The sequence below is a fragment of the Micromonospora profundi genome, assembly GCF_011927785.1.
GTDB classification, from domain to species: Bacteria; Actinomycetota; Actinomycetes; order Mycobacteriales; family Micromonosporaceae; genus Micromonospora; species Micromonospora profundi.
In genome coordinates this window covers 1,412,547-1,430,890 of record NZ_JAATJK010000001.1, presented here as the reverse complement: position 1 = coordinate 1,430,890, position 18,344 = coordinate 1,412,547, and the positions used below count along the sequence as shown (strand labels likewise).

Sequence of the window (18,344 nt, the reverse complement as noted above, 5' to 3'; positions counted from 1 at the left end):
TCACATCCGGATGCTCGCATTGTAGCACAGCGCCCACTCCTCTACCTGGGAGAACGTACGATCCCCCTGGCCGTTCAACGGTCACCTCAGAAGCCAGACGACCTCGTGGGGGCCCTACGCGCTGGACGCGTTCCGCACCTCGTCGCGGGTGACGGCGTTACCGAGGTGCGGCCAGTCGAGGACCGCGCGAGCGGCATGCCGGTCGAATGTCGCGAGTACGTCGATGACGTTGCCGAACGGCTGGGCAGGGCCCCGCAGGAGAGCGACGACGCCCCGCAGAGCGGTCGTGTCGGCCGACTCCCACAGCCGGCGCGCGAGGATCTGCAGTCCGAATTGGAACCAGACATAGTTTGTGCCGTCGCCTGCCAGCGAATCCGCCATACAGTGGAGATCACGCACCGGCCAGGGACCGGGCCCCGTCTCCCAGATCACGTCGTAGACGGTTTCCAGCACGGGCATCGATTCCGGCTCGACCTCCGCGACGTACCCGTGCAGACACAGATTCGCCGCAAGCTCGCGCAGCCAGAAGCCGACCGAATGGCCTGGCCAGCCCTCGCCGTGGGTCACGTGGCCCAGTTCGTGCACTACCAGTAAATCCGCGAAGGTGCCGAGATCCGGTGGCTCGCCGTAGACCGCGGCAAGCCGTTGCCGCGACTCGGCAGGCAGACCGGGAGCGGCAGCGTCGAGAAGGGTCTGCCAGAAAGGCCCCGGACGCTGCCCGACCACGATGCGCCCGTCCTCGACGTGCGGCATGCCGTACGGCAGACCGAGGGCGATCCCATCCCACTCCTCGGGGCCCACCACGAACAGCGCCGGAACCGACGGCGTGCCCACTTGTCCGTCGAGCCACGCCACAGCGCGTTCCATCCGCTGCGCTACCGCACGAGCACGCGTCTCACCGCCTGCGGTGCAGGAGACCGGAAACGCGAAGCCGTCGAGACCGGAAAGCCGGTGCTCTTCGCCACGTTGGGACACGAGATCTCCGTTCGACGTTGTGGAGAAGGCCGCTAATGGACACCAACGGACTTCGAGTTGGATGATTCAACCCGGCTGTCGGCAGCAGGGCGGGTGGCGGCCTGTGGGGATGGCCGCCACCCGATCTCTACAACGTCACCACGACCGGTGTCTTCAGTCAGGCGCCACGAGACGTCTATGAACGAGGTCACAGCCGCCGCGGTGCCGAGTGTTGGAGGTCAACGACCCCACGAGGGTCCCCAGCGTGGCGTTCGAAGCCACGTAGTCGAGGTTGAAAACAACCAGTCCTGCACTCAGGCACCGACGCACAAGCTCGCGAAGCACCCTGCGTCCGAGGCCACGTTGCTGCCACGCGTCGGCAACCATGACGGCCAAAGCCGGTGACTGCGGGTTTGCTGGATCCCAGCCGCACTCCGCGAGCGCGACCAGCCGATCTCCATCGACCGCCACCTGCCCCATCCAACGGCGCCCGCGCGCGGACATCTGCCCCGACACCCTGAGATGGAGCGGCCGCAAGCGACGATCACCAGCAAGGAAGCGCCGAGGGTACGTCTCGGGCGAGAAGATCGACTCGGACGCCTGCAAAAGGTCCAGGTCACCGTGCCGCCACGGCCGTGTCTTCAGATTGTCAGCCCTATCGATACAGAAGGATGGCAACGGCCCGAGCTCAGTCTGACCACCGAAAATGGAGGTCGACGTGTCCGGCGTCACGCCTTCCCGGGCTCGTCACCGATGGCGATCGGTACGCCGATGAGCGAACCGTACTCGGTCCACGAACCGTCATAGTTCTTCACATTGGCGTGGCCAAGGAGTTCCTTGAGCACGAACCACGTGTGCGAGGAACGCTCACCGATCCGGCAGTACGCGATGGTGGCCCTGCTACCGTCCAGGCCGGCGGCGCCGTAGATCTCGGCGAGCTCATCGTCGGACTTGAACGTGCCGTCCTCGTTGGCCGCCTTGCTCCACGGCACACTGATCGCGGTCGGGATGTGCCCACCGCGCTGCGACTGCTCCTGCGGCAAATGCGCCGGCGCGAGCAGCCGCCCGGCGAACTCGTCCGGGCTGCGTACGTCGACCAGATTCTTCACCCCGATGGACTGCACGACCTCGTCGCGGAACGCGCGGATCGACAGATCCGGCACCGATGCCTGGTACCGCGTCGCCGGCCGGCCCGCGACGTCCGTGGAATACGGGTGGGCGTCGAGTTCCCACTTCTTGCGGCCACCGTCGATCAGCCTCACGTCGCGGTGGCCGTAGAGCTTGAAGTACCAGTACGCGTACGCCGCGAACCAGTTGTTGTTACCGCCGTACAGGATCACGGTGTCGTCGTTGGCGATCCCCTTCTCCGACAGGAGCTGGGCGAACTGCTCCTGGTCGACGAAGTCACGCCGGACCGGATCCTGCAGGTCAGACTTCCAATCGATCTTGATCGCGCCCGGAATATGGCCACCGTCGTAGGCGGTCGTGTCCTCATCGACCTCGATGAAGACGACCCCGGGAGTATCGAGATTCTTCTCGGCCCATTCGGCAGAGACGAGTACGGTGTCGCGGCTCATCAAATTCCTCCTCAGCGGTCCCTACCGTGAGAAGACGTAAGGATGAAGCCAAGCTTCACCGGCGCCGCACGGCACGACCGATCATCCGGTCCAGCGGTGCGGACCCAATGCGATCGTGTCGACGTCTCGTCCCGGCTTCGCTCCTCATTCTGGCCATCCGAGCCGGTACAGCCATCGAAAGATTGCCCGGCCACCCGCCGCGTGCGGCGATACCACGGCCGCTTTCGGACTGGTGCCGACCGGGCTCCGGCGCAGGCGCTGGTGGCCCCCGGAAAGGGGCGTGTTCGGGGTCGACATCCGTCGGACGCCGGTCCGCTTCCCGGCGCCTCGGGCGGCGCCGGGAAGCAGCCGGAAGGGGCCTTTCAGTGACGGCTGGTCAGGAAGACGTTGCGGGGAAGCTCGGCACGCTGCACGTCGGTGTTGAGCACGATGAGATCGGCCAGCGTCCTGCGATAATCGATCCCGTACGCCCGCCGGATCTTGGTGAGCGTGGGGTCGTTCAGGTAGAAGAACCGGTCGCCGTCACGTGTCGCCTCGAACTGCCGCTTCCAGATCGCCAGCTGCAGCTCACCCAGCTCGGTGCCGGGCACGTGCGGTTCCGAGACCATGCCGGTGACGGCGTCCAGGTCGGCCGTCGTGTCGTAGATGGCGGCGAGCCGGGCGGCAAGGGTTGTACGCCGTACCCCGGCCACCGCACGCTCGCTGCCGGGCGGCACCGCGTTGCCCTCGCGGTCGAGGACACGAAGGAAGTCGAGACTGTCCGGATCGTTGATCTCATCGCCGGGACTCAACTCCGGGTCCGCGGGGAACGTCTCACTCGCCTCGCCGGTGATCGACCGGAACGTCGGCTTCGGCGCCAGTCCGTACGCTCGGCGCAGCTCGTTGTAGGACGGCATGCCGTGATCCCGTCCCCGGGCGATGTCGATCGCGGAGATGTCGAAGATCAAGATCTGGCAGCCCGCCGACGGCAATTCGCACCCGACCGGGTTGTGTACCCGGATGTTGCGGGTGATGTCGCCGATCTGCTCGTCGTTCTTGCCCTGCGGCCGCTCTCCCAGGCCCTGCAACAGCGGGCCGAGGCCGAGCTCACCGACGAACTCGGGATTGAACGCGGCGGCCTGCGGCGGCACGGTCACCGTCACCGTGCCGTGGTCGGCGGTGACGACCAGGCCGCGTGCGCGGAAGGCGTCGAGTTGCGCCGCCGAGTAGCGCTTCTCGGCGACCCGAACCGCGAAGTCGCCACGGACCATGCTGTGTGCCCGGAATCCCACCGTGGCGAACTCGTTGCCGAGCCCTGCGTTGACCTGTGGCCGGTAGCCGCGGTACTCGGCCGGCCGCACGCCCATCGCCGGAAGGAAATCCTGGTACGTGATGTACTGCTCGGTCGCGATCACCACGCGGCGGGCGATCTGGAACTTCTCCTCCTCGCTCAGCGTGGACGGCAGCTCGGCGACGATCCGGTTGTGCTCCCGGGCGAACAGGGTCTGCACCGCGGTGAGCCCGACGTTCTCGCCGGCCCGGATGTCGCCGGCCACCACACCCTTCTCGAGGAGGAGGGCGCCAGGCGAGTCCACAATGGGCGCTGCGCCGGCATCGCCCCGCGCGTCCCGTCTGGGCAGCAGGTTGCCCGGCATCAGCAGCCGGGCGCCGTTGTTGCCCAGGTCACCGTCGACCGGGCCCTCCCGCATCCACTCCAGCCGCTCCGCGGTGCCGCCGTAGACCGCAAAGGCGTCGAGGTATGAACTGTTGAAGTTCACCGCCTCCCGCGGACCGGTGACGCCCGTGCCGGGAACGACCTTACTGCGGCCGGCCGGGACGAACGGGATGTTGGTCTCGGCGGTCTCCAGCGGATCCGTGACGTCCAACGGAATGTTCAGGGCTTCGTCGCTGTCCTCCCGCAGGCCGACGGTGTGCAGGACGTACTGCCCCCAGACCTGGGCCCACTGACTCACGCCGCGCTCGGAGTACAACTGCTGCCCGGTGTCGTTGAAGATGCGGTTGCTCACGTACCGGGGTGACGGCCCGCCGACCGGCTCCCCCACACCGTCGACGTAGCGAGCCGGCGCCACCCGCGGATACTCGGTCCCCACCCGTCCCCAGCCGGTGTGCGCCCGGTTGTTGCCGCTGCCGTCCAGGGTCTGCAGTTCTACCCCGTCAAGCGGGCTCCGGCGGCCGGCGTTGTCGTCCGCCGCGGCCGGCGAGCCAGGCACCGAACACAGCAATGCCGCCACGCTCACCGCGGCCGTCCATCGTCGTCTCGTCATGGACACGAGATCCCCTTCCATCGAAGTACGTTGCCCACTACGACGCACAACTCCGCAGCCCCTTCAACAGCTTGATGGTCAACCTGCGGAGCAGGTCTCGCGGCCCGCTCAGTCACGGGTTCACAAGTCCATCTCTACTCGCAGTGGGTGGGGCCCAGTGACCGGAGCCGTGGCGAACCTCCTCGCGGCCCACGCCGACCATGACGAGTAATTCAGCCCCGCCCGGCCCCTGGCGACGTCTCCGACGTTCTCGGCACGCTCGAACCGAGGGTCAGCCGGGCCATCCTGAAGTGGCCCAACCTCGCCCGGTGACATGAATCTCGGCCCGCTCGGCACGTCTGTATCGATGCCCCCCACCGTGCGGAGATCCACGATGATCAGCAACGATCCGGCAGCCGGAGCCCAAGGCGGCAGACGCTGGACGGCCCTGCTGATGGAGCCGACGTCGCGTCCGATCAGGTCGGCAGCCAGGCCGGCCCTCGCGCCGGACAACAAGGAGAACACCTCATGACCAGGCTTGCCCGGTACCGATTCGACGGCCGCACCGCCGTGCTCACCGGCGCCGCGAGTGGCATCGGTGAGCAACTCGCCTATCTTCTGGCCACCCGCGGCAGCGACCTCGTGCTGGTGGACATCGACGAGAGCCGGCTGGCGGCCGTCACCCGGCGGATCCGCGCGGACCACCCCGAGCGCAACGTCGAAGCGATCGTCGCCGACCTCTCCGACCACGCCGAGGTCGACCGCGTCGCCGTCACGGTCCTCGCCCAGTACCCGTCCGTAGGGCTGTTGATCAACAACGCCGGCATCGCCCTCAGCGGCCGGTTCGACCAGGTGACAGTCGAGGAATTCGACAGGGTGATGAACGTCAACTTCCGGGCGCCGATGCTGCTCACCCACCAACTCCTGCCCGCGCTCACCGCCACACCCGGCAGTCACCTGGTCAACGTCTCCAGCCTGTTCGGACTGATCGCCCCGGCCGGGCAGAGCGCGTACAGCGCCAGCAAGTTCGCCCTTCGCGGGCTCAGCCAGGTGCTGCACAGCGAACTCACGGACAACGGCGTCGGCGTCACCACCGTGCACCCGGGCGGCATCCGGACCCGCATCGCCCGCAACGCGCGCATCGGCAGCGGCGTACCGACGGCAGAGATCGAGGCACACGGCCGGCGCGCAGCCGCGCTGCTCACCTATCCCCCGGAAAAGGCCGCGTGGCAAATCCTCGACGCCGTCGCCAGACGCAAGGCCCGCCTGCTCATCGCCGGCGGCGCGAAAATGCCCGATGCCCTCGCCCGTCTGATGCCGGTCGGTCACATCTCGCTGATGCGGGCGGTCACCTCCACCTTCAGCCGGACCAGCAAGTCGGACACCCTCACTGGATGAGCCTGCGGGTGGCCCCTTCCACGATGCCTACGACACGTTGTTGTTACACAAAACCAGTGGCCCATCACAGAATGCAACGTCACTCATTCATCACAAAAAGGTGTGTGCGTCCTCCCTAGCGTCTTCGGCGAGCCGCATTCCGTCGGCCGTTCACCAACGACAGGAAGCACCTTCGATGTCTTGTTTGGCAGCAGTTCAACTCGATCCCGATACCCGGATACGGCACATGCTGGCCGAGCACGGCACGCCATTGACCCGGTTCGTCTACGGCTTGACGCGGGGGCATCGTCAGACGACCGAAGACGTCGTGCAGGAGACGATGGTTCGCGCGTGGCGAAACCTCGACACGTTCCCGCCCGACGAAAACGGCAGCCGACGGTGGCTCTTCACGGTGGCTCGCCGTCTGCTCATCGATGAGGTACGCAAGCGCCAGGCTCGGCCCGCAGAGGTCGCATCACTGGAGAACGACCTCGCCGGCACGGGCGACGGGACGGCCTCGGCGGCGCTGGCGAACCACGCCCTTCGCGAAGCAGTCGCGAACCTGAGCGAGGCGCATCGCGACGTGTTGCGCGAGGTGTTCTTCGAGAATCGCACGATTCCCGATGTCGCGGTCCGACTGGGCGTGCCGGTCGGCACCGTACGGTCGCGAATTCACTACGCTCTCCGGTCCCTGCGGGAAGCCGTATTGGCCTGAGCACCGAACGTGGCGACTTGCGATACGTCGCCACCCGAGCGTTACATAAGAGATAGGACTAGCAATGCCCAGCTGGCGCGACACCCTGATGACGCCCGTCCGATTCATGACGGTGAAGACACTGCGTACGACATTCGGCATGCTCGAACGTCTCGCCCCGACAATCGGCGCGGCGCTGGCCGAGCGCCTGTGGAGCACCGTCCCTCAGGGGCCGGTCCGGCCGGCCGATCCGCCTGGTCACCGTTTCGAGATCCTGGTGAACGGCCACTCGGTGTCCGCCCAGAGCTGGGGCGACGGACCGGCGGTGTACTTGATGCACGGTTGGGGCGGCTGGAGCGGTCAGCTGGACGTATTCGTACCCCCGCTCGTCGGTGCCGGCTTCAAGGTGGTCGCCCTCGATGCGCCGAGTCATGGCGCGTCGGGGCCCGGAGTCCTCGGGCGCCGACGGGCGCTGCAGTCCGAGTTCGGCGACGCGCTCACCGCAGCCGTCCGGGCGCTGGGACCCGCGTACGCGATCGTCGGGCATTCGGCCGGTTCAGCCGCGACGGCCGTGGCGGTGCTCGACGGCCTGCCCACCGAGCGTCTGGTACTCGTCGCCCCGGTGGCGGATCCACGGACCTACACCCGACAATTCGCACACCTGATGGGCTTCCGCGACCGCGTTCACGATGGCCTGGTACGGCGGCTCGAGGAGCGGTCGGGTCGCCAAATGTCGCACTTCGACCTTGTTGCCCGGGCGACGGGCCGGACCGACCTGCCGCCCCTGCTTGTCGTGCACGACAGGAAGGACAAGGAGGTCCGGTACAGCGATGGAGAGGCGATCAGCGGCGCGTGGCCCCGTGCGGAGCTAAGGACCACCTCGGGGCTGGGCCACCGGCGCATCCTCCGCGATCCCGCCACGGTGACGGCTGTCGTGGACTACCTGTCCAAGGCGCCGGTCACCAACACCGCTGTTGCCGAGAGTGTCTCGTAACCCGCTGGCGGTCCGGCGCGCTGATTGAACGGGACGGGTTGCGGTACGTCGTCCCCAAGGGGATGCACCTCTACCGCACCACGGACCGGACGGAGCAGATCGTCGTGACCGACGTTGCCGGCAGCCTGCCGCTACACCTTCATGAGCTGCTGCTGCGGGTCGCCGGCTGGGCGTCCGACGCGGTTCTCACCACGGCGCGTGACCACCTCGCCGAGGGGCGGCTCGCGGAGGCGGCCGGCGCGGTGCTGACGGCCGCCGGCCGTGACCGGATGCCGATGAGCGAGTCGGACCTCGAGCTACTGGCCGCGCTCGTCCCCGATGAGCGCACCACGATGTGGCCCGAAGCCGCGCCTCCGGGCGCCACCCCCGAGGCCGACTTCGCGCCACAGCTGGCCGGGTCGGCGGGCACCGCGCCGCTGGTGCTCGACCTGACCGGCGACGCGGACCGGCTGGACGGACCGGACCGGGCCGCGGTCGCCGCCGTACGCGAGGTTGCCGGCGGGGTCGCGCTCTGGCGAACCTGGCGCAGGGCTTCCCCCGGACCGGACCTGGACCGTCCAGTTCGCGTCTACCTGCTGTTGGCCGGCGGCGACCCGGGCGGCCTGCCGGTCGCCTGCGCAAGGGTGCAGCGTGCCCTCGCCGACGCCGGCATCGATCATCCGCAGGTGGAGGCGTTCCACCACCGGACGGCCCTGCCGCCCTACCAACGGCTGGCCCGCGGCCGCTCCGCGCTGCTCTGGGCCGCCACCGAAGCCCAGCCCATCACGGTCGCCCGGGTCTTCGACGCCTACCACCCCGCGACCGGCGGGCAGTTCTCCGCCGACCGCCCGGCCCTGTCGCACGGCGACACGTTGCAGCGGACACTGCACTACCTGGACAGCGGCGCCGTGCTGCTCGCCACCGAGGCACGGGAGGCCGACCCGTTCGACGAGGACGCCGGCCCGGTGGTGCCGCTGAGCTTCCGCACCGACGGGTCGTGGATCTGGACGGACGCGGTGTCGTACTTTCTGCGTACCTATGCTCTCAGCCCCGATGACGCGCTGCTGGCGCACATCCGTACGCGCGAGTACCGGGTCCCCGAGGTGGACCCGGTCGCCGAACATCGCGCTCTCGCCGCCCTGCTGACCTGAACGTCAGGTGGCCGACGCCTTCTCCACCGCCGCCGCCATGATGGTGTCCAAGACAAGCTGGCGGCCGGACTCGAAGGCCGCGCGGAGCGCCTCCGAGAAGGCCGCCTCCAAGGCTGTCACCTCGCTGAGATGCAGCGCCCGGGGGTCGACGCGCACGGCACGCACGTCGCCGAGTCCGCCGACCACGATGGTGACCAGGCCGTCCGCGGACCGGCCGGTGGCCGTCGCACCGGCCAGCCGCTCCTCGAGTTCTGCCGCGTTCTGGTCGAGTTGGGTTGCATGATGTTCTCCTTCGTGGGGGTCAGCCGACCGCCGACAGGCCACCGAACATCGAGGCCGGAGCGGATCCGGTGAGGTCGGCCAAGGCCAGCGTCCGAGACGCGGCGGTGCGGGTCAGGGCGTACGAAAACTGGTGAGCAGCGCGGACCGTCGGCTCGGGCAGGTTCGCCGCCAGGTCGACGATGGCTGCCCGCACATCCTCGGGGACGAGGTGCCCGCGGCGCAGCAGGTGTCGCACCGCGATCTCGCCGAGTTCCGGTGCGGAGTAGAACGGAACGGTCCACTCCCGAGCGAACGCTTCCGCGATGCTCGGCACCGCGGAACGCAGAACGGCCACGTCGGCGGGCTCCCCGACCAGCACGACAACCGGGCCGCCCGAATCCGCCCGGATCTGCTCGACGAGCGCGCCGACGACTTCGACACCCTGGTCATCACCGGCGACCTCGACAACAAGAATCCCGCCCGCCGCGTCCTGCAACGCCGCCCGGACCAGGGCCCCGGACTGCCCGCCCCACTGCGGCGCGAGCTCGTCGCGGGTGGACACCCGGACCTGGTGGCCGACCGGAACCAGGTTCAGCTCCGACAGGGCCATCGCGTAGAGACGGGCGAATTCGGTGCGTCCGGTGCCCGGCCGACCGGCGATGACGACGTTGCCGACCCGGCCGTACGCCCGGCGGCGGCCGTGCAGCTCACAGAGCTCCAAGACGGTGTCAGCGACGGCCTCCCGGACGGACGGGGCGCCGACCAGACCGGCGATACGCGCCCACGAACTGGAGGCCGCCACGGCTCCGCGCGGGTCGGTGGCGGCGTCCGGCTGCGCCGTCTGCTCGACCGGCAGCTCGGCGAGGGTGGCGAGCTCCGGCTCGACGTCGGCGGCGGTAAGCCGGTTGAGCTGGGTCTCCGTGGACGCCGGCGCGGCGGCCAGGCGGGACGCCTGGTTGTTGATCATGGCCTCGAAGAGCTTGCGCGCCACCCGGCCGTTGCCGAACGTCGCGTTCTTCGGGATGCGTTCGAAGTACGTGGTGAGTGCTTCCACCGCGTCGTCGGTCAGCTCGTAGTAGTGCTTCCCGCACAGATTTGAGGTGATGGTGACCAGTTCCTCGACGGAATAGTTCGGGAACTCGACGGTGCGCGTGAAGCGGGAAGCCAGACCGGGGTTCGAGGCAAGAGACTGCTCCATCAACTCGGAGTACCCGGCGACGATGACGACCAGCTCGTCACGGTGGTCTTCCATCATCTTGTGCGGACGGTGAGCGTGGTCGTCACTGCGGATCCCTTCATGTCGTGACCGATCGGACCCGGTTGACCGTCACCGACCAGCGGGCGCGGATCACCTCGCCGATCAGCACCGGCACTGCCCGGTGCCGGGTCCGTGCCGCCAGCCCGCGGGCCGCGGCGAGCTGTGCACCACGCAGGCCGCCGCAGACGATCACGACGGGCCCGGGGAGCTGGTCGACGACTGCCGAAGCCGACGCGAAGTCCGCTGTCGCCGTGGTGCCGGCGGGTGCGTCGCCGCCCAGTACGTCGCCGACCACGACCACCGTCACGCCGGCCCGGCTCACCTGCTCGACCAGGTCGATCGCCTGCGGCCGAGCCAGCGCCGGCCTGCCGGTGATCGTGAGGACGTCCGGCACGGCGGCCAGGTCCAGCACCAGGAGCCGTCCCGTACGGCGGCCGAACACGACCGGCAGTTGCGCTTCCGGCGGAGGGTCGCCCTCCATCACCCAGCGGTACGGGATCGCCCTCGTCTCCTGGTCCGCGCCGAGCAGCCGTACGTCGAGCCGATAGCCCGGCTCCGCCGTCAGCGACTCGAGGACCGTGGTGAAGTTGACGGGCCCGGCCGGTGGCGTCTCCGGGGCCACCGCGACGGGCGGAGCCGCCGGTGCGGTGCGGCGGGAGCGGCGGAACAGACCCACTGCGACCACCACGGCCGCCACGCCGGTGGCCGGGAGCAGATAGGCGAGGGCGCCGCCGCGGCCGGTCGAGGCGTTCGCGCCGCCGCGATCCGGCATCGGCGGGACACCGATCCGCACTCCCGGACCTCGGGCGTCCGGCGGCAGTTTCAGGATCCAGCCGGGCCGCAGCGGTGTCAGCGCATCGGTGAGCCGGCCGCCGTCCGGCTGGGGCCGGTCCCGGTTGAGGGCGAGAATCTCGGGGTAGCGATTTCCGTCGCCGAGGGTATGCATGGCGATCTCGTACAGATATTCACGCTGGCCGTCCCGTGGCTCACCCACGACCCAGTAGTGGACCGGCGCCGGGCTGGCCGGTCCCCCGGACGCGGGCATCAGCGCGACGCCCTGCCCGAACAGCAGGGCAATACCGAGCACGACCAGGAGCCGGACCAGCCTCATTCGTCGAAGCCTCAGATCAGCCCGGCGCGCACCGCGTACGCGACCGCATGCGACCGGTTGCGAAGCTTGTGCCGGTCCATGACGCCGTAGATGACCGACTTCACCGTACGGACGGAGTACCGCATCTCTTCGGCGATCTCCGCGGTGTCCAGCCCGTCGGCCATCAGGCGCAGCACCTCGATCTCGCGCGAGGTCAGCCCGGACAGGGTCAGGCCGTTGGGCAGCAGCACCTCCTGCTGCATCTGCCGGAAGTGTGCGAGCAGTCTGCCGATGAGTTGCGGTGGCATGATCCCACCGCCGGCTGCGACCGCCAGGACGCTGCGCACGAGCCGGTCGCGGTCCACCGATGCTCGGGGCAGGATGGCTACCACCTGGCACTCCACCGCGGTGATCAACTGCGACTCGTCGATGTCCGGGATCACCAACACCACCGGCCGGTCGGCGGTCGCGGCCATCAGGCGGAGCGTCGTGACCACTTCGGCGGTGAAGCGCTCGGCCTGCACGACGATCACGTCGCAGTCCCCCGCGGTCACCACCACGATGTCAGGATGCGTGGCAAGATGGCTGGACAGTCCCGCTCCCACCAGCGCATCGGCCGCCTGCACCAGAACGCGCGTCTCGGCCACGACAACCTCTCCCGACGGTGGATGCCCGGCGCACCCCTCACCTGTGCTGACGCAGAGAGGATCGCGTTCTTCAGATGGCTCTCGAAATTCGGTCAGCCGGGAACCCATCGAGGGCCACTACCGCAGGCTGAGTCGCTTGCACCGACCAGCACTCTTCAGGCGTGAAACCGCCCGCGGGCCGATAGCCCGCGCGACACAGGAAGGCGCCCTCCCGTCCAGGTCCCCCAACCAAGCCCGGTTCCCCAGCCGACCGGACTCCCCAACCCGGTAGAGGACGGGAGGGCACCGGTTGCGTCCGATCGGAGCGATCAGAGGCAGCCACATAGGTACGACGTGCGGCTGCGCGGCTGGTTCAAGCGAAGACGTCGACTTCTTTACCCGTCGACCGGGTTGTCCCGTCCGGGGGCAGGAGCTGGACGCAGCCCGGTGGCAGCCCAGAGTCCGCCTCGGGTGTGCCGAATCTGACCCGTAGGCCCTGGCTCGTGCAGCATTCCTTCAGGTAGTCGAGGACTCGGCGTCCTTCGTCGCTGTCGGGTGCCACGGCGATGGGTTCGTTGGCCTGGTTGATGACGGCCGGCGCGAAGCCCACGGCGCCCACGCCATCTCGACCGGCACGGACTATGGCTACGCCGGTGAGCCGGCCGTCGGGATGGAACGGCAGCAGCGGATAGCCGGCGCGATGACCGAGCCGGTAGCTGCCCGAATACCGGTCCAACCCGGCGTCGTCGGCCGGCCCGATCGGGGGAATGGCGTCACCGTCTGCGGCTATCCGCTTCTCGATGTCGGGCAGGTCGAACAGGTGGTGCCCGAGGCCGTACCAGATCGGCTTGCCTCGATAGAACTCCATGCCGCGCCACATGTGGTGGTGGTGCCCGAGCACGACATCGGCGCCGGCGTCGATCACGAGCCGCGCGATCCGCCGCTCGTGGTCCCGCAGCACGAACGGCTTGTACATGTCGCCCCAGTGCACGCTCACCACGACCACGTCGGCCCGTTCGCGGGTGGCCGTGATGTCGTCGATCAGGGCCTCGGCGTCCTCGGGGACCTCCTCGGTGGTGATGCTCGGCGCGGCGCCCGGGTCCCAGAGATTGTCGGTCGGCGGGTTGTAGTGGGTGTAGGAGCGGATCGGAGCCAGCCCCGGCACCGATCCCCGCGCCTCGTAGCCGTAGGGGAACACGCTGGCGTAGGCGAGGAAGCCGACCCGGATCCCGTCCCGTTCGACGATGGCCGGGCTGCGCGCCTCGGCGATGTCACCGCCGGCCCCCACAGTTGCTATGCCCAGGCCGTTGAGCGCTCGGATGGTGTCCCGCAGACCCCTGTGGCCGCCGTCGCCGATGTGGTTGTTGGCCAGGGACAGCACATCGAATCCGGCCCGCGCCAGCGGGTCCGCGTTGGCGGCAGGTGCTACCACCGGCGGTCCCGAGCTGGGCGCGCGATCCCAGTCGTCGCTGAACACCCCTTCGCAATTGCCGAACAGGATGTCGCCCCGTCGCAGATATCGGGCACCGTCGCGGTACGCCTGTTCAGGATCGGGACGGTCGATGAATACGTCACCGACCGCGAAGAGGGAGATGCTCATGTCCGGGTGCTCCTTGCCGCGCGGGAGGGTACGCACCATACGACGTACCAGCCTTCCGCCGGTTCATCCGATCGCGGCACTCGCAGCACCCGACCATCTCCCGGGACCGGTGGCGGGCGGCCGCCGGGACCGTCAGCGGAGCCGGACCGGGAGGCTGCGCGGGCCGCGCATGATCCCCGCCGGGATCCACGGCACCTCGTCGAGCGGTACGGCCGGGCGCAGCTCGGGGAACCGCCGAAGCAGGGAGGCGATCGCGATGCGGGCCTCGAGCCGGGCGAGCGGCGCACCCAGGCAGTGATGGATGCCGTAGCCGAACGCCAGGTGCCGGGCGCCCTCCCGGGCCACGTCCAGGACATCCGGGTCGCCACCGTCCCGCTGGACGACGTCGCGGCTCGCCGAGCCGAGCATGACCACCACGACGTCGCCCCGGCGGATCCGGGTGCCGCCGAGATCGAGGTCCTCCGCGGCGTAACGCATGGTGGTCTGCTCCACCGAGGGGTCGAACCGCAGGAACTCCTCCACCGCCCCGGGCATGAGCTCCGGCCGGGCGCGCAGCAGGTCGGCCTGGTCCGGCCGGCGGAGGAGGCTGACCATGATGGTGCCGAGCAGGTTGACCGTGGTCTCGTGGCCCGCGACCACGAGCAGTACGGCCGTGCCGAGGAGTTCCTCGTCCGACAGCGCCTCGTCGCCCCGGAGCCGCGCCCCGACCAGCGCGCTGAGCAGGTCGTCGCCCCGTTCGGCGCGCCGTCGTTCGAGGTCGGGACTCGGCTCGGTGAGGCGCAGCTGGATCTAGTCGCTCATGTATCGGTTGAGGCTGAGCGCGCCGGCCCGCTGCGCGTCGGAAGGCGGGCTCAGCGCCGCGGCGGTCCACTCCCGGAAGTGGTGACGGTCGTGTTCCGGCACGCCCAGCAACTCACTGATCACGGCGATCGGTAGCGGCGCGTTGTACGCCTCGACCAGGTCCACCTCGTCCCCCATCGCGTCGAGCAGCTCGTCGGCGATCTGCTGGATGCGCGGGGCGAGCTGCCGGGTACGCGCGGGGCTGAACGCGCCAGCCACCAGCCGCCGCAGCCGCGTGTGCGCGGGCGGGTCCGACTCCAGCATGTTGCCGCCCAGCCCGACTCCGGGCCGGTTGGTGGTGAAGCCGACGGCGGCGAGCGCTTCCTCGGCCGGGGACGCGTCCTTGCGCAGCGCCGAATGCGTCAGCGCCCGCCGGGCCTCCTGCTCACTGAGCACCATCCAGGCCTGTAACCCGCTCGCGAACTGGGCGCGGTGCACCGGGCCGAGCGCCCGCAGCTCGGCCAGCCGGCGGGGCGAGTGGGCCTTGAACTCGGGCGTGAAGGTCAGCACCGGCGTGGATGTCACGTCACCCGACATGGGGTCTCCTTCGATCAGGCGGGGTCGTCCGTCATCGGGCTGACGGGACGCGGCCGCCGGAATTCGCCGCCGTGGCGGGTGTCACACGAGCCGATCCGCGCTCGAGATGCTGCGACGGTTGCCGCTGCCGCTGCCGCTGCCGCAGACCGCGGACGTCGATGCAAAACTGGCGCGGCTGCTCCCGCTCGACCCCCCGCCGGCCCGCGCCGCGGACAGCAGTTCGTCGATGGGCGAGAGCAACCACCCGCCGGAGCCCAACTCGACGTAGATCCGCCGCGCCTCCTGCCAGGCCCGGATCGCCTCGAGCGGCCGGCCGGCCCGCAGATACAGGTCCCCGAGCGCGCGTTCGTTGTTCGCGACGTCCCACTCGTTGCGCGCCTCGCCGAGCCGGCGGCGGGCCCGGTGGCGCCACTCGATGGCCTCGTCGAGGCGGCCCATGTCTTCCAGGGCCTTGCCGATCAACATGGCGCAGACACCGACGCCGTTGGGGTTGTCGATCTCCGTGAAGATGCCCGCCGCCCGGTGGAGTCGCTCGACAGCCTCCTGTGCGTCGCCCGCACGGGCGAAGCAGTCGCCGATCCCGCGGAGCGTCATTGCCTGGCCGGGCCGATCACCCTCACGCGCGAAGAACTCCCACGCGAGCTCGTAGTAGCGCAGGGCATTGGCGGTCGATCCGTGGGTGAGCCAGGCATAGGCCAGATTGCAGAGGACGAACGCCCGCTCGAACGGCTTGCCGAGCTCGTCGAAGATCGCCAGGGCGCGCTCGAAGTGGTTGATCGCCGACGAGCCGCGTCCCTGCAACACCTTCGCCCCGGCGATCATCCGGTGCATGTGCGCCAAGCCCTCGCGGTCGTGGCAGGAGCGCGCCGTGCGCAGCGCGGACGCGGCCACGATCTCCAGCGCCCGGAACATCCCCGAGCGCTGATAGAACGGCAACATGCTCTCCACGATCCGCCACGCCGGGAAGTCCGCGACCGGGTTCTCCGCCACGACCGCCTCCAGCACGGCTCGCTCGGTGGCGAACCACGTCATCGCCTCGGCGATGCCGGTGATCGGCTCGGGCGTGACCCCGTCCCGCGGATCCGGCGGCCGGGAGTGCAGTTGCGGCATCAGCAGACAACCGGCCACGTACGCCGTCTGCCGCAGGTGGTCCAGCAACCGGGCGAGGGCGGCCTGACGCTCCGCCGCGCCGTCGACCTGCTCGCCCAGCTCAACGGCGTACAGATGGATCAGGTCGTGGAAGACGTACCGGCGCGCCTGGTGGCGGATCAGCAGCCGGGTCCGGGTCAGCTCCTCGATCAGCGCCTGCGCCTCCCGCGGCGGAACACCGGCGAGGGCGGCCGCGGTCGCGGGGCCGAAGCTCGGGCCGGGGTGCAGCGCCAGCAGCCGGAACAGGCGCGCCGCCGGCCCGGTCAGCATGCGGTACGACCAGGAGAACACACTGCGCACGTCGCTGCGGGGGTCATCACCGTCGAAGACATCCAGCGACCGGGCGTCGCGCAGCTCCCGTGCGATCTCGCCGAGCCGCCAGTCGGGGTACGCCGCCGCCCGCGCGGCCACGACCGCGATCGCCAGCGGCAGGCGGCCGCAACCCTCGATGATCTCGTCCAGGGCGGCGGGATCGTCGGCGTCACGGCCGGCCCCCAGCCGGGTGCGCAGCCCGGCGCGCGATTCGTCCAGAGTGGGCAGTTCCAGCGCCAGCCGGTGGGCGCCCTGGTGCACCACCAGGCCGGTGAGCGGGTTGCGGCTGGTCACGACGACGAAGCAGCCGGGTGCGGTCGGCAGGAGCGGACGGACCTGCTCGGCGTCCCGCGCGTTGTCGAGGATCACGAGCATCCGGCGGCCGGCCGTCAGCGTCCGGTAGAGCGCGGCCTGCGCCTCCACCGTTGCCGGAATCTCCGCGCGAGGGCCCGCGAGCGCGCTGAGGAAGTAGGTCAGCGCCTGCTCGGTGTCCACCGCTTCCTTGGCGTCGTAGCCCTGTAGGTCGATGAAGAGCCGGCCGTCCGGGAAGCTCTCCGCGACGGTGTGCGCCCAGTGCACCACCAGGCTGGTCTTGCCGATGCCGGGCAGGCCGTCGACGGCCACCATGACCGGGCCGGCCGGCGCCCGGCAGGCGGCTGAGAGCACGTCGGACAACCAGCCGATCTCGCGTTCCCGCCCGCTGAAGAACCGGGTGCTCAACGGCACCTGGGCCGGAGGCGTGCGGGGAACCGGCTCTTGCGGGGTTGCCGGCCCGGCTGTCGCCTGTTGCTGGCGGAGCACCTGGTCGTAGGCCGCCCGCAGCTCCGCGCCGGGAGTCACGCCCAGCTGCCCGGAGAGACCGAGCCGCACCTTCTCGAAGGCCGTGACCGCCTCCGCCTGCTTGCCGTCCGCCGCGAGCACCAGCAGCAGCCGCGCCTGCAACGCCTCGTCGAACGGATGCCGGTCGGCGATCGGCCGCAGGAGCGGCACCAGCTCGGTCACCCGCCCACCGGCCAGGGCGACGTCCGCGGCCGCGCACGCGGTGGCGGACCTCTCGTGGTCGAGCGCCACGAACTCGGGCAACAACGCCGGCGCGGGATCCAGGCCCGCGGCGCAGTGCCCGTGCCACGTACGCAACGCGGCGAGGTAGTGGGCCCCGGCGGCGTCCCGGTCACCGGCCCGGGCGGCCTGCCGGGCCGCGTCGGCCCGCGCGCGGAACCGCATCACATCCGAGGACTCCGCGTCCACGTGCAGGCGGTAGTCGCCGCCCCGCCCGTCCACCCACCGGCCGGGCGCGCGCGGCGCGAGGCCGGGCTCCAGGATCCGCCGCAGCGCCCCGATGTGGCGGTGGACGATGTTCACGGCCCGGGCAGGCGGGTCCTCGTCCCACAGCAGCGCCACGAAATCCGCGACCGCGACCGGGCGGCCCGCGCGCACCAGCAACAGGGCCAGCATGAGGCGGAGCTGCCGGGGCCGAAGGTCGAGCTCTTCCGTCGCGCGCCAGGCGCGGACCGGTCCGAGCACGGCGAAGCGCACCCTCGCTCCTCACTACTGGCCGACGGATGATCCTGCCCCAAAGTACCGGTCGGCGCGGGTTGAACCCCGGAACCGGATCTCCGTTGGACGGTGGTGTGGAACACGCATCGAACGATCCGGCCACGTCCGGATGATGCGGGCGTCCACTTCCGTGTTCCCCAGGACC

The 18,344-nt window shown here is 69.9% G+C and carries 15 protein-coding genes and 1 pseudogene; 4 read left to right on the top strand and 12 right to left on the bottom strand.

Annotation, left to right across the window (positions count from 1 at the left end):
* Positions 1-114: 114 nt before the first annotated feature.
* The 4 genes from F4558_RS06340 to F4558_RS06325 all read right to left on the bottom strand — a co-directional run bounded on the left by F4558_RS06340 (position 115) and on the right by F4558_RS06325 (position 4,795).
* Positions 115-975 carry a hypothetical protein gene (locus F4558_RS06340; protein ID WP_167943474.1) on the bottom strand — a complete coding sequence of 287 codons (861 nt, stop codon included), beginning with the start codon at positions 973-975 and terminating at the stop codon, positions 115-117.
* 153 nt (positions 976-1,128) lie between these two features.
* The gene (locus F4558_RS32315; protein WP_376767591.1) at positions 1,129-1,458 is read right to left on the bottom strand and encodes a GNAT family N-acetyltransferase; all 330 of its coding nucleotides are present in this window, start codon (positions 1,456-1,458) and stop codon (positions 1,129-1,131) included.
* Positions 1,459-1,682: 224 nt separating this feature from the next.
* Positions 1,683-2,531: a sulfurtransferase gene (locus F4558_RS06330; protein WP_167943470.1), complete on the bottom strand. Its 849-nt coding sequence runs from the start codon at positions 2,529-2,531 to the stop codon at positions 1,683-1,685.
* 362 nt (positions 2,532-2,893) lie between these two features.
* Complete coding sequence (locus F4558_RS06325; protein WP_167943469.1) at positions 2,894-4,795, bottom strand: peroxidase family protein; 1,902 nt, start codon at positions 4,793-4,795, stop codon at positions 2,894-2,896.
* A gap of 507 nt (positions 4,796-5,302) precedes the next feature.
* On the opposite strand from F4558_RS06325, the gene F4558_RS06320 reads away from it, so the two are divergent.
* The 4 genes from F4558_RS06320 to F4558_RS06305 all read left to right on the top strand — a co-directional run bounded on the left by F4558_RS06320 (position 5,303) and on the right by F4558_RS06305 (position 8,969).
* Positions 5,303-6,172, top strand: coding sequence for an SDR family NAD(P)-dependent oxidoreductase (locus F4558_RS06320; RefSeq protein WP_167943468.1), 870 nt, complete (start codon positions 5,303-5,305; stop codon positions 6,170-6,172).
* A 226-nt stretch (positions 6,173-6,398) separates the two neighbouring features.
* Positions 6,399-6,866 carry a sigma-70 family RNA polymerase sigma factor gene (locus tag F4558_RS06315; protein WP_167943466.1) on the top strand — a complete coding sequence of 156 codons (468 nt, stop codon included), beginning with the start codon at positions 6,399-6,401 and terminating at the stop codon, positions 6,864-6,866.
* 64 nt (positions 6,867-6,930) lie between these two features.
* Entirely contained in the window at positions 6,931-7,839 is a 909-nt protein-coding gene (locus tag F4558_RS06310; RefSeq protein WP_245241279.1) for an alpha/beta fold hydrolase, read from the top strand.
* A gap of 38 nt (positions 7,840-7,877) precedes the next feature.
* Positions 7,878-8,969 carry a hypothetical protein gene (locus F4558_RS06305; protein WP_157552220.1) on the top strand — a complete coding sequence of 364 codons (1,092 nt, stop codon included), beginning with the start codon at positions 7,878-7,880 and terminating at the stop codon, positions 8,967-8,969.
* A 3-nt stretch (positions 8,970-8,972) separates the two neighbouring features.
* Here F4558_RS06305 and F4558_RS06300 read toward each other — a convergent pair whose 3' ends face one another.
* The 8 genes and pseudogenes from F4558_RS06300 to F4558_RS06270 all read right to left on the bottom strand — a co-directional run bounded on the left by F4558_RS06300 (position 8,973) and on the right by F4558_RS06270 (position 18,178).
* Complete coding sequence (locus tag F4558_RS06300; RefSeq protein WP_167943465.1) at positions 8,973-9,293, bottom strand: YbaB/EbfC family nucleoid-associated protein; 321 nt, start codon at positions 9,291-9,293, stop codon at positions 8,973-8,975.
* Positions 9,271-10,488: pseudogene (locus F4558_RS06295) on the bottom strand (right-handed parallel beta-helix repeat-containing protein); the annotation flags it as partial. The gene F4558_RS06300 and the pseudogene F4558_RS06295, both read right to left, overlap by 23 nt.
* Positions 10,489-10,525: 37 nt before the next feature.
* Complete coding sequence (locus F4558_RS06290) at positions 10,526-11,599, bottom strand: LysM peptidoglycan-binding domain-containing protein (protein ID WP_167943461.1); 1,074 nt, start codon at positions 11,597-11,599, stop codon at positions 10,526-10,528.
* An 11-nt stretch (positions 11,600-11,610) separates the two neighbouring features.
* Positions 11,611-12,225: a helix-turn-helix transcriptional regulator gene (locus tag F4558_RS06285; protein ID WP_312877278.1), complete on the bottom strand. Its 615-nt coding sequence runs from the start codon at positions 12,223-12,225 to the stop codon at positions 11,611-11,613.
* A gap of 352 nt (positions 12,226-12,577) precedes the next feature.
* Positions 12,578-13,804, bottom strand: coding sequence for a CapA family protein (locus tag F4558_RS06280; protein WP_167943457.1), 1,227 nt, complete (start codon positions 13,802-13,804; stop codon positions 12,578-12,580).
* Between the two features lie 132 nt (positions 13,805-13,936).
* Positions 13,937-14,443 carry a cytochrome P450 gene (locus tag F4558_RS31205; protein ID WP_209273193.1) on the bottom strand — a complete coding sequence of 169 codons (507 nt, stop codon included), beginning with the start codon at positions 14,441-14,443 and terminating at the stop codon, positions 13,937-13,939.
* A gap of 150 nt (positions 14,444-14,593) precedes the next feature.
* The gene (locus tag F4558_RS31200; protein WP_209273192.1) at positions 14,594-15,181 is read right to left on the bottom strand and encodes a cytochrome P450 family protein; all 588 of its coding nucleotides are present in this window, start codon (positions 15,179-15,181) and stop codon (positions 14,594-14,596) included.
* A gap of 81 nt (positions 15,182-15,262) precedes the next feature.
* Positions 15,263-18,178 (bottom strand): AfsR/SARP family transcriptional regulator, encoded by a 2,916-nt coding sequence (locus tag F4558_RS06270; RefSeq protein ID WP_167943455.1) that lies wholly within the window; start codon positions 18,176-18,178, stop codon positions 15,263-15,265.
* Positions 18,179-18,344 lie beyond the last annotated feature (166 nt).

Coding starts and splice junctions, on each gene's coding strand:
- F4558_RS31200 (WP_209273192.1), bottom strand. CDS start 15,181: ATGTCGGGTGACGTGACATCCACGCCGGTGCTGACCTTCACGCCCGAG.
- F4558_RS32315 (WP_376767591.1), bottom strand. CDS start 1,458: ATGTCCGCGCGCGGGCGCCGTTGGATGGGGCAGGTGGCGGTCGATGGA.
- F4558_RS06290 (WP_167943461.1), bottom strand. CDS start 11,599: ATGAGGCTGGTCCGGCTCCTGGTCGTGCTCGGTATTGCCCTGCTGTTC.
- F4558_RS06320 (WP_167943468.1), top strand. CDS start 5,303: ATGACCAGGCTTGCCCGGTACCGATTCGACGGCCGCACCGCCGTGCTC.
- F4558_RS06315 (WP_167943466.1), top strand. CDS start 6,399: ATGCTGGCCGAGCACGGCACGCCATTGACCCGGTTCGTCTACGGCTTG.
- F4558_RS06280 (WP_167943457.1), bottom strand. CDS start 13,804: ATGAGCATCTCCCTCTTCGCGGTCGGTGACGTATTCATCGACCGTCCC.
- F4558_RS06310 (WP_245241279.1), top strand. CDS start 6,931: ATGCCCAGCTGGCGCGACACCCTGATGACGCCCGTCCGATTCATGACG.
- F4558_RS06330 (WP_167943470.1), bottom strand. CDS start 2,531: ATGAGCCGCGACACCGTACTCGTCTCTGCCGAATGGGCCGAGAAGAAT.
- F4558_RS06325 (WP_167943469.1), bottom strand. CDS start 4,795: ATGACGAGACGACGATGGACGGCCGCGGTGAGCGTGGCGGCATTGCTG.